15 protein-coding genes are annotated in these 13,642 nt (G+C 68.0%); 3 read left to right on the top strand and 12 right to left on the bottom strand.

The genetic code is table 11. The annotated features are described in order from the left end of the window. Positions 1-18: 18 nt before the first annotated feature. The gene (locus tag C491_RS08780; RefSeq protein WP_005555320.1) at positions 19-993 is read right to left on the bottom strand and encodes a transcription initiation factor IIB; all 975 of its coding nucleotides are present in this window, start codon (positions 991-993) and stop codon (positions 19-21) included. A gap of 191 nt (positions 994-1,184) precedes the next feature. Here C491_RS08780 and gatC point away from each other — a divergent pair, with 191 nt between their 5' ends. The 3 genes from gatC (at position 1,185) to C491_RS08765 (ending at position 3,217) form a co-directional block, all read left to right on the top strand. Then, complete coding sequence (gene gatC, locus C491_RS08775; protein WP_005555318.1) at positions 1,185-1,463, top strand: Asp-tRNA(Asn)/Glu-tRNA(Gln) amidotransferase subunit GatC; 279 nt, start codon at positions 1,185-1,187, stop codon at positions 1,461-1,463. Continuing rightward, positions 1,460-2,731, top strand: coding sequence for an Asp-tRNA(Asn)/Glu-tRNA(Gln) amidotransferase subunit GatA (gatA, locus tag C491_RS08770; protein WP_005555316.1), 1,272 nt, complete (start codon positions 1,460-1,462; stop codon positions 2,729-2,731). The genes gatC and gatA overlap by 4 nt, the downstream gene beginning before the upstream one ends. 72 nt (positions 2,732-2,803) lie before the next feature. Then, complete coding sequence (locus tag C491_RS08765) at positions 2,804-3,217, top strand: hypothetical protein (protein ID WP_005555314.1); 414 nt, start codon at positions 2,804-2,806, stop codon at positions 3,215-3,217. Positions 3,218-3,235: 18 nt separating this feature from the next. Here C491_RS08765 and C491_RS08760 read toward each other — a convergent pair whose 3' ends face one another. The 11 genes from C491_RS08760 to C491_RS08710 all read right to left on the bottom strand — a co-directional run bounded on the left by C491_RS08760 (position 3,236) and on the right by C491_RS08710 (position 13,627). Continuing rightward, the gene (locus C491_RS08760) at positions 3,236-3,586 is read right to left on the bottom strand and encodes a helix-turn-helix transcriptional regulator (protein ID WP_005555312.1); all 351 of its coding nucleotides are present in this window, start codon (positions 3,584-3,586) and stop codon (positions 3,236-3,238) included. A 69-nt stretch (positions 3,587-3,655) separates the two neighbouring features. Continuing rightward, positions 3,656-4,420 (bottom strand): NRDE family protein, encoded by a 765-nt coding sequence (locus tag C491_RS08755; RefSeq protein WP_005555309.1) that lies wholly within the window; start codon positions 4,418-4,420, stop codon positions 3,656-3,658. Between the two features lie 48 nt (positions 4,421-4,468). After that, complete coding sequence (locus tag C491_RS08750; protein ID WP_005555306.1) at positions 4,469-6,037, bottom strand: class I adenylate-forming enzyme family protein; 1,569 nt, start codon at positions 6,035-6,037, stop codon at positions 4,469-4,471. Next, positions 6,025-7,074 carry a mandelate racemase/muconate lactonizing enzyme family protein gene (locus C491_RS08745; protein ID WP_005555304.1) on the bottom strand — a complete coding sequence of 350 codons (1,050 nt, stop codon included), beginning with the start codon at positions 7,072-7,074 and terminating at the stop codon, positions 6,025-6,027. The genes C491_RS08750 and C491_RS08745 overlap by 13 nt, the downstream gene beginning before the upstream one ends. Next, the gene (locus tag C491_RS08740) at positions 7,071-8,012 is read right to left on the bottom strand and encodes a 1,4-dihydroxy-2-naphthoate polyprenyltransferase (RefSeq protein WP_005555302.1); all 942 of its coding nucleotides are present in this window, start codon (positions 8,010-8,012) and stop codon (positions 7,071-7,073) included. The genes C491_RS08745 and C491_RS08740 overlap by 4 nt, the downstream gene beginning before the upstream one ends. Before the next feature lie 104 nt (positions 8,013-8,116). After that, positions 8,117-8,944, bottom strand: a complete 828-nt coding sequence (locus C491_RS08735) for a cohesin domain-containing protein (RefSeq protein WP_005555301.1) — start codon at positions 8,942-8,944, stop codon at positions 8,117-8,119. Then, the gene (locus C491_RS08730; protein WP_005555299.1) at positions 8,941-10,347 is read right to left on the bottom strand and encodes a DUF7350 domain-containing protein; all 1,407 of its coding nucleotides are present in this window, start codon (positions 10,345-10,347) and stop codon (positions 8,941-8,943) included. The genes C491_RS08735 and C491_RS08730 overlap by 4 nt, the downstream gene beginning before the upstream one ends. A 13-nt stretch (positions 10,348-10,360) precedes the next feature. Further along, positions 10,361-11,665 (bottom strand): DUF7405 family protein, encoded by a 1,305-nt coding sequence (locus C491_RS08725; protein WP_005555297.1) that lies wholly within the window; start codon positions 11,663-11,665, stop codon positions 10,361-10,363. A gap of 108 nt (positions 11,666-11,773) precedes the next feature. After that, the gene (locus C491_RS08720; protein WP_005555295.1) at positions 11,774-12,667 is read right to left on the bottom strand and encodes a 1,4-dihydroxy-2-naphthoyl-CoA synthase; all 894 of its coding nucleotides are present in this window, start codon (positions 12,665-12,667) and stop codon (positions 11,774-11,776) included. A gap of 109 nt (positions 12,668-12,776) precedes the next feature. Further along, a complete protein-coding gene (hepT, locus tag C491_RS08715) occupies positions 12,777-13,196 on the bottom strand; it encodes a type VII toxin-antitoxin system HepT family RNase toxin (RefSeq protein ID WP_083909296.1) in 420 nt (139 codons plus the stop codon). Continuing rightward, positions 13,196-13,627 (bottom strand): nucleotidyltransferase domain-containing protein, encoded by a 432-nt coding sequence (locus tag C491_RS08710; RefSeq protein ID WP_152421297.1) that lies wholly within the window; start codon positions 13,625-13,627, stop codon positions 13,196-13,198. The genes hepT and C491_RS08710 overlap by 1 nt, the downstream gene beginning before the upstream one ends. Positions 13,628-13,642: the final 15 nt, after the last annotated feature.

The following is a 13,642-nucleotide window of genomic DNA, read 5'->3' as shown; positions in this document are numbered from 1 at the left end:
CGTCCCGACGGCAGAACCTTAGACCGGCGCGCCGCCCTCGGCCTCGAGCAGCTCGTGGTACCGGTTCCGAATCGTCACTTCGGAGATGCTGGCGACCTCGCTGACGTCGTTCTGTGTGACCTTCTCGTTGGTGAGCAGGGCCGCGGCGTAGACGGCGGCGGCCGCGAGGCCGACCGGCGACTTCCCCGAGTGGACGCCCTCCTCCTTGGCCGTCTGGAGGAGCTGTCTGGCGCGCCGTTCGGTCTCGTCGGAGAGCTCGAGCTCGCTGGCGAACCGGGGCACGTAGCTCTCGGGGTCGGCGGGCTGGACCTCGAGACCGAGTTCGCGGATCACGTAGCGGTAGGTGCGGGCGATCTCGTCCTTCTCGACCCGCGACACCGCAGCGATCTCGTCCAGGCTACGAGGAGTACCGGCCTGACGAGCCGCGGCGTACAGCGCAGAAGTGGCGACGCCCTCGATCGAGCGCCCCGGTAAGAGATCCTCCTCGAGGGCCCGCCGGTAGATGACGCTTGCAGTTTCGCGGACGTTCTCGGGGAGGCCGAGCGCCGACGCCATACGGTCGATCTCGCCGAGGGCCTGCTTCAGATTGCGCTCCTTGGAGTCGCGGGTGCGAAAGCGCTCGTTCCAGGTGCGAAGACGCTGCATCTTCTGGCGTTGGCGGCTCGAGAGCGAGCGGCCGTAGGCGTCCTTGTCCTGCCAGCCGATGTTCGTCGAGAGCCCCTGGTCGTGCATCATGTTCGTCGTCGGGGCGCCGACACGGCTCTTCTCGTCTTTCTCGCTCGAGTCGAAGGCGCGCCACTCGGGGCCGCGATCGATCTCGCCCTCGTCGACGACGAGCCCGCAGTCCTGACACACCGTCTCGGCGTGTTCGCTGTCGGAGCGCAGCCGGCCGCCGCATTCGGGACACCGCTCGCGTTCGTCCTGTTCGGTCGACTCCTCACGCTCGCTCGAGCGTCGCTCGTCGCTCCGGGATCGGATTCGTGAGTCTGTCATCGTGGGAGAATCCGGCCGGTGTGCCGGCCGGAGACCGTTCCGTTCCCGTTCCAAGGATTCGACGGAGTTAAGTACTCCGATCGTCTCTGCCGCGCCCGAACGGTAATACGCGATTACGATGGGCGGGGGACACCGATCGCCGTTCCCGCGGTATCGAAACCCTTACTCTCCGGAGGCCGGTGGGATCTGGTATGACCGACGACGCCGTCAGTGCCGAGGAGGTCCGCCACGTCGCGGAGCTGGCTCGCGTCGACCTGACCGACGAGGAGGTCGACCAGTTCACCCGACAGTTCGCGGACGTCCTCGAGTACTTCGACAGCCTCGACGAGGTGCCCGAGGTCGACCGCGAGGCCGACCTCACGAACGTGATGCGACCCGACGAGGAACGCGACTCCCTCGATCGGGCTGAGGCGCTGCGGAACGCGCCCGAAACGGAGGACGGCTACTTCAAGGGGCCGAACGTCTCATGAGCGAGAACGTCTTCATCACCGAGGAGACGATCGAGGGCGCCGACGACGGCCCTCTCGTAGGGAAGAGCGTCGCCGTCAAGGACAACATCTCCACCGAAGGCGTCCGGACGACCTGCGGCTCGCGGATGCTCGAGGAGTACGTCCCTCCCTACGACGCGACCGCAGTCTCGCGGCTCAAGGAGGCCGGCGCGACGATCGTCGGCAAGGCCAACATGGACGAGTTCGGGATGGGATCGACGACCGAAACGTCGCACTTCGGCGCGACCGAGAACCCGGCCGCGCCGGGGCGAGTTCCCGGCGGCTCATCGGGCGGCTCCGCGGCTGCGGTCGCAGCCGGCGAGGCCGACCTCGCGCTTGGCTCCGACACCGGTGGGTCGATCCGTTGTCCCGCCGCCTTCTGTGGCGTCGTCGGCATCAAGCCGACGTACGGACTGGTCTCCCGGTACGGGCTCGTCGCCTACGGCAACAGTCTCGAGCAGATCGGCCCGTTCGCGAACTCCGTCGAGGACGCCGCCGCGTTGCTCGACGTCGTCGCGGGCAGCGACGAGCGGGACGCGACGACCCGCGAGCCGCAACTCGAGGGGGCGAGCTACGCCGACGCCGCGACTGGCGACGTCGACGGGCTCACGATCGGCGTCCCCACCGAGCTGCTCGAGGGTGCCGACGAGGGCGTCGTCGAGACGTTCTGGGACGCCATCGCCGACCTCGAGGCGCAGGGCGCGGAGTACCGCGAGGTCTCCTTACCGTCGGTCGACCACGCCGTCGAGGCCTACTACGTGATCGCGATGTCGGAAGCCTCCTCGAATCTCGCCCGGTTCGACGGCGTCCGGTACGGCCACGACGTCGAGAGCGGGGGCAACTGGAACGAGACGTTCTCGCAGGCCCGCAAGGAGGGATTCGGTGACGAGGTCAAACGCCGAATCCTGCTGGGCACGTACGCCCTCTCGGCTGGCTACCACGACAAGTACTACAAGAAGGCCCAGGACGCCCGCGCCTGGGTGAAACAGGACTTCGACGAGGCCCTCGAGGAGGCCGACGTGCTCGCCTCGCCGACGATGCCCGTTCCCCCGTTCGAGCGCGGCGAGAGCCTCGAGGACCCGCTGCAGATGTACCTCGCGGACGCCAACACCGTCCCGGTCAACCTCGCCGACCTGCCGGCGATCTCGGTCCCCGCGGGCGAGACCGACGGCCTCCCCGTCGGGCTGCAGCTCGTCGGCCCCGCCTTCGGCGAGGAGCGGCTGATCAGGACCGCGAGCGCTCTCGAATAGACGATCGGCCCGCAGCTTTTTGCTAATCCACTGACAACCGGAGTACCATCGGCGCGTCGCCGGTCGATTCCAATGAAGCTCACGGCAAACGAGACGGTTCGGTTCGACGAGTTCGCTCGAGCCTGCGATCTCGTCGCGGCGTACTTCGGTGAAACTATCGACGCCGTCGCGCTCGAGACCCCCGTCTCGCGTCCGCAGCTCGTCGCCGTGCTCGCCCGGGTTCAGCTCAGCGGCCGGCAGTCCGCGATCGACGGCACGCTCCCGGATCGCGACGTTTGCTACCACTCGAACGACGAAACGGTGCTGCGGCTCGGGCCGGGATTCTGGGCCGAGATTCAGGAACACCACAGCCTCGAGGCCGCGGAACGGCGGGCGGCCCGAGACGTTCACCGACGGCTGCTCGAGGCGATCGTCGGCGAACCGTCGGCGACGAACCGCGAGAAAGAGCCGTTGGTGCTCATCGAACGGTTCGAACGAAACGGCTAAGCGAGTCCTCGAGGGTCGTCACTCCTCGTAGGCGAGGTTCATGATCCACTGCGAGAAGGCGTCGCTGTTGGGGTCGACCTCGTCCTCGCCGATAAACGGCGAGAGCATGTCGCCGGCCATCAGCAGCGTAAAGTCGAGGTCGCGGGCGATTGGCGTGATGTAGTAGGTGTTGTGCCCGTTGTAGATCGTGTCCTCGCGGTCGACCAGCCCCTTCTCGACGAGCGATTCGACGATCCGGCTCCCCTTCCGTGATGAGACGTCGAGCTCCTTCCAGAAGTCGCTCTGGTGGATCCCGCCGCTGTCGCGGACGAGTTCGAGCCCGGCTCGCTCGTCCGCGGAGAGCTCGGCCTCGATTTCGGAGACGCTCACTGCGACCACCCCGTGCTCGCCGCTACGGGCGCAAGTGCGTGCATACCTGTATCAGGTGGAGCGAGCCGCTTAAATGTGCCCTTCGCGCTCCCTGTCGAAGTCTGCCACGCCGACGGGCTCGTAGGGCGTCTCGCAGGGCGGTCCCGGCGCGAACAGGTATCGCGAGTTCGTGCCGAGCGTAATCAACGAGGAGGAGCGGGTACCGTAGCCGTCGCCGTGGACGCAGACGCCGTAGTCGTGATCGCCGAGGACGCCGCCCGCCCGCTCGAGCCACTCCCCGACGCGCTCCCCGGGATCGACGGTCAGCTCCCGGCGCACCCTGCGGGCGTTTCGGGCCTGCTCGCGGGCGACCTCGGTTCGGTCGGGCGGAAGGCGAACGTCGTCGTCGACCGCAGCGTTGACGACGACGTGGACCCCCGGCTCGAAGTCGGTTCGCTCGAGGGCGCCGTTCCACTGCAGGCAAACCGCGTCGCGCTCGTCGGCGAGGACGAGGTAGAAACCGTCGTACTCCCGTGCTGCGGTTTCCTCTTCGACGAGTGCGGTTGCCTCGGCCGCCGACTCGGCCTCGAGGGCGTCGGCAACGAGCAGTCCGCGGGAGCGCTCGGCGGCGAGCTCGGGCGTTCCCCAGCGGTTCGTAACCCCGACGAACAGGCCGTGCTCGTTGTAGCCGATCCAGGTGCCCCCGGCCTCGGCGTCTCGGGGTGCAACGACCCGCGGGTTCTCGCGGTAGCGCTCGGGAGGAATGGACTCGCGCTCGAGCGATTCGTCGCGGTTGGCGGCGACCGCCACCGGCGCGTCCTCGAAGACCTGCCAGGCGAGCGTGAGCGTACACACGGGCGGGGGTAAGAACGGGAGGGTCTTAACTTCGCGTCCGATTGAGCCTCACTCCCTGCGCGACCACGTCGAGACGTCCGTCCCCGACTCGAGCAGCCGCGTCCGGACGGCCTCGCGGTCGACGGTCCCCGAGTGAGTTCGCGGTAACGATTCGGCTACGGCGATCGTCTTCGGCCGTTTGAAGCCTGCCAGGTGGTCGTCGCAGTGGCCGAGAACCGACTCGAGCCCGACAGATCCCGCCTCGGCGGCGAGCAGCGCAGCGACGCGCTCGCCCCACTCGGAATCCTCGAGCCCGACGACGGCCGCGTCGTCGACCCCGGGATGGCTCCGGAGGACGTCGGCGACCGCACCCGGATCGACGTTCTCCCCGCCGGTGACGATCCGGTCGCTCCGGCGGTTGAGAACCCACAGTCGGCCGTCGGCGTCCGCGTAACCGACGTCGCCGGTGTGGAGTCCCCGGTCGCCGAACGCCGCCTCGGTGCGCTCGGCCTCGAGGTAGCCCGGTGTCACCGTCGGCCCGGAGACGACGAACTCCCCGATCTCACCCCGAGGAACCGGTTCGCCCGACTCGTCGACGACGGTCACGTCGGTAAACAGGAGCGGCTGGCCTGCGGTTCCCTTGTGGGCCGCGGTCTCGGCGGGCGTCGCGGTGGCGATCTGGGAGGCCGTCTCGGTCATCCCGTAGGTCGGGTGGACCGGAACGTCGGCCTCGCGACAGCGCTCGAGCAGCTCGCTCGAGGCGGGTGCACCCCCCAGGAGGACGAACCGCAGCCATTCTGGTGGTTCCCAGCCGGCCTCGAGCAGCCGCGTGCACATCGTCGGCACCAGCGAGATCCCGGTGGCCTCGGAGCGCTCGAGCGCTCGAGCCGTCTCCCGGGGCTCGAACTCCCGCTGGATCACGACAGGGGAGCCGTACAGCGCCGAACGGACGACGGGCGCGAGCCCGCCCATGTGGTACATCGGGAGACAGCACAGCCACCGGTCCCCGCGGTCGACGCCGAGGCGAAACGCCGACGCCGTCGCGCTGGCGACGAGGTTGCCGACGGTCAGTCTGACCCCCTTCGGCTCGCCGGAGGTGCCGGAGGTAAACAGGATCAGCTGGGTGTCGTCGGGCTCGCGGGCGGCGGGCTCGACTGGTGGGGCGGCGTCGTCGCCCGCGTCGCCGACCGCGAGCGTCCGCACCCGACCCGAGGTCGGTTCGTCGACCGAACGAACTGGAACTCCATCCAGTTTGTCGGCCAGCTCGAGAGCGGCCGACTCCGTCTCGCCCTCGCAGACGACGGCGTCGATCCCGGTTCGCTCGGCCTTTCCGGCCAGTTCGGCGGTCGTCTCGCGGACGTTCAGCGGAACGACGGTCGTACCGAGTCGCATCGCGGCGAAAAACAGCGTCGCGAACGCGGGCCGGGTATCGAGTAGGAGTCCGAGACGGTCCTCGAGGGGGTCCTCGAGGAGCTCCTGAAACTCGCGTGCGGCCGTCTCGACCCGCCGATCGAGTTCGCGGAACGTCCACGACTCGTCGGCGTCGGCGTCGATCACGGCGGTCCGTCCGGGCGTCGAGGCGACGCGGTGGCTCGCGAGGTCGCGGGCGGGCCACTCGAGGGGCGTCACTCCGCCCACACCCCCTCGACGCCCAGTCCCTTGGCCTGGGGGACGACCGCCGCGCCGTTCTCGAACAGGACGGGATCCCGGCCGAGGTCTTCCGCGAGCAGGTCGCCGGTCGCCAGCCCGCAGGCCGGCGGGTCAGGCAGCGACGCCGCGAGGTGGACGGCGCCGGCGCGGGCGACGACGCCGTCGATCGTCGTCGTCACCAGCGGCGTCACGCCGAGCTGGTCGACCCACGTCGCGACCTGCTGGGCAATGTCGAGCCCGCCCAGCGCCATCGGCTTGAGGACGACGGCGTCGGCGGCCTGCGCCTCGCAGATCGCGTCGACTCCGTGCTCGAGTAACCCCTCGTCGAGGCCGATCCCGACACCCCGGCCCCGGAGGTCGGCGTGACCCTCGAGAGCGCCCGCGGGCAGGGGCTGTTCGACGAGCGAGACCTCGAGGTCGTCGAAGGCCTCGACCGCCTCGAGCGCCTCCTCGTAGTTCCAGGCGCCGTTCGCGTCGGCCCGGAGCTCGATCTCCGGACCGACGGCCTCTCGGACCCGTCGCATCCGCTCGACGTCGGCATCGACGCTCCGGCGACCGACCTTGAGCTTGCAGCAGCCGAAGCCGCGCTCGACGGCGTCCCGGGCGGCGGCGACGGTGTCCTCGGTCGAGCCGTCGCCGACGGTCGCGTTCACCGGCACCCGGGCGACCAGCGCGTCCGGGCTGTAGTACCGGTACAGCGGGGTCGACTCGCTCGAGGCCTCGAGATCGGCCAGTGCCAGCGAGACGCCGTACCGGGCGGCGACGGCCTCGTCGACGGCCTCGAGGACGTCGTCCTCCTCGGAATCGAACGCCGCCTGCGCGCGCTCGAGGGCGGCCTCGCAGTCCGCGAGCGACTCGGTCCACCCCGGAAGCGGGGTCGCCTCGCCGTAGCCGACGGCGCCGTCGTCGGCCCGGGTTACGCGGACGAGGAAGCCGTCTCGGGAGTCGATCGTGCCGCTGGCGGTCTCGAGCGGTTCGACGAGTGACAGCGAGAACGGGCGGTACTCGAGGTCGTATCGGCTCATCCCAGCACCAGCCCTCCGGCGAACAGGACGGCGTACAGCGCGAGTAGCTTCCCGGTCTGCTCGAGGGCGGGGTTGAGCGCCTCCCCATCGGTGCGGGTCAGCATCGTGCGGCCGATCATCGCGGCGTAAGGGAGCGTAACCAGCGGCACCAGGACCGCGGGGCCGAACCCCTCGCCGAACCAGAACCACAGCGGGACGAGATACGCCAGCCCGAGCAGGGCGAGATACTCGAGGCGACTCCACCGGTACCCCAGCCGAACGGCGAGGGTCCGCTTCCCGGTCTCGGCGTCGGTCTCCCTGTCGCGGACGTTGTTGACGACGATGATGGCCGTCGAGAGCCCCGCGATCGGGAGGCTCGCGAGGATCGCCTCGCGAGTGACCGTTCCCTCGGGCAGCGTCGTGATGAACGGCTCGAGCTGGGCCGCAGCCTGGACGTAGAACGTACCGACGACAGCCACGAGTCCGAAGAAGACGAAGACGAACAGGTCCCCGAGGCCGTGGTAGCCAAGCGGGTAGGGACCGCCCGTGTAGGCCCAGCCACAGAGAACGCTGACGAGGCCGATTACGAGGATCGGCACGCCCCCGACGTAGACGAGGTAGGTCCCCGAGAGGATCGCCAGCCCGAAGGTGACAACCGTCGCCAGCTTGACCCGCTCGGCCGGGATCAGCCCAGACTGGGTGACTCGAGTAAATCCCTCACGGTCCGCCGTGTCCGCTCCCTTGATCGCGTCGTAGTAGTCGTTCGCGAAGTTGGTACCGATCTGGATCAGCGCCGCGCCGATAAAGGCCATCAGCGCCGGCAGCGGGGCGAACACGCCCTCGTGAATCGCGATCGCGACCCCGACGATGACCGGCGCCGCCGCCGCGGGCAACGTCTGCGGGCGCGCGGCCATCACCCACGCCTTCGTCCGCGAGATGTCGAACTCCGCCGTACTCATTGTCCGACTACTCCGACTCGAGGAAGTGTCAACGTTGGCATTGACGCCGACCGGACGTTCAGCTCGCGGTCGAACCGCCCTCGCTCCCGACGCGGCCTCGTCTCTCAGACTCGGCGGCGAGCAACGAGGAGCGCGATCGTGAGCGTGAGTCCGACGACGGCGACCGGAACGGCGAAACCGGGCACGGAGTCGGCGTCGGCGCTCGACTCCGTGTCGTCCGTAGCGTCGTCGGTCGTCCCGTTCTCGTCGGCTCCGTCGGTATCGCTCGAGTCGACCGTGCTGTCCTCGTCCGCGTCCGCGTCGTCGTCCGAGTCCTCGGCGTCGTCGGCGAGGGTCACGCCGTCGGTCTCGGCGTCGTCAGCCTCGTCGTCCGCCACATCTCCGTCACCGCCGGCGACGTGGATGGTTGCGTCGTACTCGAACGACGCCTGCGGGTAGTCCGTGACCAGCGTCGTCGACGCGTCGGCGATCTCGATCGTCTCGCTCGTCGCTTCCGCGTCCTCGGCGACCGCGAGGGTGATCGTCGCCGCGACGTCGGACGCGGTCGCGCCGTCGCCGGATGGCGTTCGCTCCTGTTCGATCGTCACCGTTCCCGCCTCCTCGTCGACGCTGCTCGAGCCCTCGACCTCGGCGTCGGCGTCGCCCGCGGCGAGCATCGGGCCGTGTTCGACGTCGACGACCTCGAAGACGTCGTTCTCGTAGGCGAGGGTCGCCTCGAGCTCGTCGATCCCGTTGCCGTGGAGGTCGCCGTGGTCGCTGGCGATCAGCTCCAGTTCGATCGTCTCGCCCGGATCGGCCGCGATCTCGTCGTCCTCGAAGTAGAAGCTCGTCGCGTTGTCGCCGGCCAGGGCCGTCGCCGGGAGGAGGACACCGACAGCGAGGAGCGCGGCCAGTGCGACCGCGAGCGCCCGTCGCGTCCGATCGGCGTTCATTCCGTCTCCTCCGGGACCGTCAGCTCGAGGGACTCCATCTCGAGGAAGGCGGTCTCGTACCCCTGGTGGCGGGCGACCTGCGGGGGCGCCTCGAACGATACCGTCACGTCGTCGCCCGGTTCGGCCGCGACGTCGGCTCCGTAGTGGAGCCCGTACTCGCCGTCGAGGGTCTGCTCGAGGACGGTGTCGGTGCCGGACTCGTCATCGTGCTCGACCGTTGCGGCCAGCGTCGCGTCCGCCAGTGGCACCCGGTTGTATGGCGTTCGCGGGGAGACCAGCAGGTACCGCTCGTCGCTCGCAAGCCGCGACTCTGACTCGAGCAGCGTCGCGACGACCGCCGCGTCACCGCTTCGGGGGAGGTCGGCGTCGTCAGTCGGTTCGGTCCCGTCGGCGCCGTCCTCGCGGAGCAGCGTTCCGGGGTACTCCTCGGCCGGCGGGAGCTGGGAGTAGGGGATCTCGTGGTGGGCGTGCTCGTTCTCGTCGCCGTGTTCGTGGTCGTCGTGGTCGCCGTGACTGTGATCGTCGGCGCCGTCATGGTCATGGTTGTCCTCGTCGTCGTGGCTGTGTTCTTCATGACCGTGATCGTCAGCCTCGTCGTCGTGGCTGTGTTCTTCATGACCGTGATCGTCAGCCTCGCCGGCGTGGTCGTGATCCCCGTGGTCCATCGGCTCGAGCGCGCCCCGTTCGCCCCACAGCTCCTCGTCCAGGTACTCGACCCCGCCGACGACCTCCTCGCGGAACGCCTCGTCGTACTCGAACTCGAAACTGGCGCTCGCAGCCTCGGTCAGTCGGTCCTCGAGGCCACCCGTCTTCCGGGTCGAGAGCGCCGGCAACTCGACCTCGACGGCGTAGCTGCCGTCGCCGGGCAAGGAGACGTTGTCGCCGAAGTGAAAGCCCATCTCCTGGGAGATCATCGTCCACGGCGACAGCGGCGAGCCGACCTGCTCGCCGTCTTGGAATACCCGCAGCTGTACCCCGTCGTCGACCGGGAGGACCGTCCCCGTCTCCCGGTCCCAGGCGGTGAACATCATGTGGACGCCGTGGCCTTCCTCCGGATCGACGCGCTCGACCGAATCCTCGCCGCCGCCGGCGACGATCCAGAACGGATGGGGGTACGACAGCATCGGTGCGATCGCGACGTCGCCGTCCTCGATCGGCTCGAGCGTTCGCATCTGCTCGCGGTGAGTCGGCACGTAGACGGCCTCGGGCGGGTCCTCGACCTCGACGATCTCGGGGACGGCCTCGACGTCGTCGTCGGTTCCGTCGTCGGCTCCGTTCTCGTCGTCTTCCCCGTCGGTTCCGGTACAGCCGGCGAGCGCGACCGTTCCCGCGAGCGCGCCAGTTCGCCGGACGAGCGTCCGGCGGTCGATCGTTCGTTGCGTATCGTATCGTTCCTGTTTCATGTATCGCACCGTATCAGCTATCGCCGTTCGGATCGGCCGGCGGGAGCGCTCGCAGCGATCGCGGCGGGACGAGGTAGTTCCCGCGCCGGTCGACGAAGAGGTAGTGCAGGATGCCGTTGTTCGCCGTCGCGACGTCCAGATCCGTCCCGTTCATCGCCTCGCGAACCCGGACGAAGTCGGCGATCTCCCGCTGCAGTGAGAGGAAGTGGAGACCGGGTCGATCGCCGTCGACGGTGTTGAAGTCCCGTCGCAGGAGCGGGGGCTCGCCGTCCTCTCGAGCCCGCGCGGCCTTCTGAGCGTGGCCGACGACGCCTCGCCCTCGAGCGTCGTCCTCGGTCGCCGCGATGCGTTCGTCGGTCAGCCCGTTCGTCGCGCCCAGTGCCTCCCCGACCTCGCCGACGGCCTCCTCGTCGGCGTGTTCGGGGCTGAACAGCTTCGAGACGCGCTGGTAGTGGTTCTCCTGGTCGAACCACTGCTCGAGGTTGATTTCCATCGAGGACACCTGCTGGGTCGTCCCGCCCGCGAACGGCCCCGACTCGAGCGTCACGCGGTCCTCGCTCGCCTGGCTGTCGACGAACCCCGAGCGAAACCCCATGAAGAAGGGTGCGTCCTCGGGGATGGTCTCCGGAACGCCGGGGACGTCTGTCCGCTCGGCCGGCAGCCCGTCACCGACGAATCCCGTCCGACGGCGGTCGTCCTCGCGGTCGAAAACTCCCGAGAGTTCCGCCTCGGGTTCGACCCCGTTGACCGACTCCCGCTCGCCGAACAGCCCCTCCTCGGCCTCGAGGACGACCTCGGGCCGATCGCTCGCGAGGTGCAGGAGAGCGTCGAACTCGTCGAACGCGGGCGTCTCACCCTCGCGGAGCGGCTCGGGCTCGGGGAGGTGGACCGACTCCGGCAGCGGCTCCTCGAACCGATCGAAGTACGACGGCGTGTACCCCACCGTGAACAACAGGCCGTCGTTGCTTCGCTCGTAGGCCCGCTCGAGCGTCCGGAGGGCGTCCTCGACGGTCTCCCGGGCATCGGGATCGATACCGTCTCCGTTCGCGACGCCGTCGTCCAGCGACAGCGCGACGAGGACGTGGTGTTCGGCCGGGCGAACGTTCTCGTCCCCGTCTGCCGGGAGCGACTCGTCCCAGGCGTGCTGGCGTTCGGGCAGCGACGACGGGTCGTCGACGCCCGCGGGAACCTGGTCTTCGTCCTCGTTCTCGCTGTCCGATAGTTCGAGACAGGCGCTCAGCGCCGTCGCTCCGCCGGTAGCGACCAGCGCGCGAACGTACTCGCGGCGGGAGAGCGCGGATCGATCGGGGAGGGACACTACCCCAGTGTCGGGGCGTAGGCGCCATATGGGTTTCTCACGCCGTCGGTTTCGACCGCCGTCGGCGACGGTATGGAGACGATCGTTGCCGATAGCGGCAATCTTTCCTCAGTAGTGCCAGGGGTAGTCGTCGAAGTCGGGCTCGCGGCCCTCGACGAAGGCGTCCCGGCCCTCCGCCGCCTCGTCGGTCATGTAGCCCAGTCGGGTAGCCTCGCCCGCGAACACCTGCTGGCCGACCATCCCGTCGTCGGTCATGTTGAACGCGTACTTGAGCATCCGCATCGCCGTCGGGCTCTTCGAGTTGATACGTTCGCCCCACTCGAGGGCGGTCTCCTCTAACTCAGCGTGGGGAACAGCCTCGTTGACCATTCCCATCTCTGCGGCCTCCTCGGCGTCGTAGGTCTTCCCGAGGAAAAACACCTCGCGGGCCTTCTTCTGACCGATCTGTTTGGCGAGATACGCCGAGCCGAAGCCGGCGTCGTAGCTCGCGACGTCGGGGTCGGTCTGGAGGAACTTCGCGTGTTCCTCGCTCGCGAGCGTGAGGTCGCAGACGACGTGCAGCGAGTGCCCCCCGCCGACGGCCCAGCCGGGAACGACACAGACCACGACCTTCGGGATGTGGCGGATCAGCCGCTGGACCTCGAGGATGTGCAGCCGGCCCTGTTCGGAGGCTCGTTCCTCGTCACCTTCGTACTGGTAGCCGTCCTCGCCGCGGATCGTCTGATCCCCGCCCGAACAGAACGCCCAGCCGCCATCCTTCGGCGAGGGGCCGTTGCCCGTCAGCAGGATGCAGCCGACGTCCGTCTGGCGCTTGGCGTGCTCTAAGGCGTCGTACAGCTCGTCGACCGTTCCCGGCCGGAAGGCGTTGCGAACGTCGGGCCGATCGAAGGCGATCCGGACCGTTCCCGAGTCGACCGCCCGGTGGTACGTGATGTCGCGAAAGTCCCGATCGACGTCCTCGATCGGCTCCCAGCGCTCCTCGTCGAAGAGTTCCGAAACCATCGCTCGAGTGTGGTCGCCGTCGCGCCAAATAGGTTCGCGTCGCCGGTCGAGAGGAACGTCCGTCTATCCCGAGAGACGGCAAACGATTGATCAATTCGTTACGGATCTCTCACTGATTGTTTCGGATCCACTGAGCGACCTGCTGACTGTACGTGTCGTAAACCGCCAACCCACTCCGAAGCGTCTCATAGACCTCCGCATAGTCGACGTGTCCGTACTCGTGGGCCAGAACGTTCCTGAATCCAACGGCAGCGACGAGCGTATTCATCGTTTGCTCGTCGATAACCCCTTCCTCTCCGAGAACGCGGATCGCCCCCTTGGAAGTGTTTCCGTCGAAATCGAAATCGTGCGAGGCGATGTGTTGAGCGAGATCGGCACACGCCTGAATCGCGTTCTCGAACATCCGCTCGACTGCGCGTTGTTCGGTCGTATCAGTGAGGATATCGCTCCGAGAGAGAGTCTCCTGCTTCTCTCTGTTCGCCGTGGTACTGCTCGATCTGCTCGAGTTTGATCGAGACGACCCGTTCATCAGCCACGCAATCCGCCCTCCGCGATCCGATCGATTACGTCGTGTTGTTGTTGTCGGAGATCGTCCCGCTGTTGAGAGAACGCCGCTTCGATGTCCGTTTTGAACTGTCGAAACACCTGTTCGTCACCACAGACGAGATTGCCGTTGACAGCATCGTTCGCCACATCTAGCGGAAGCTCCTCGATATCGGAAAGGTCGACAAACGGCGCGTCGTCTTGCTGGAGGTCGCCGGAGAGGAAACACCGCCTCTTGAACCGTTCGTGAGAGGAAAGATCGTCCGTGAATTTGAGGGCGACATCGAAGTCGGATGCGGGAGTCGATTTGCCAGTAGTCTGCGAGCCGAAGGTAACTACGAACTCGATATCCGTATCGGAGCAGACGGACTCCTCTAGAGCGGCGAGCACTCGTGAACGCCCGTCATTCCCGTTCATATCCGAATAGACGGC

The organism is Natronococcus amylolyticus DSM 10524 (assembly GCF_000337675.1).
Classification (GTDB): Archaea; Halobacteriota; Halobacteria; order Halobacteriales; family Natrialbaceae; genus Natronococcus; species Natronococcus amylolyticus.
Note: the sequence above shows the minus strand (reverse complement) of the source record. Positions and strands in the feature narration are given on the sequence as shown.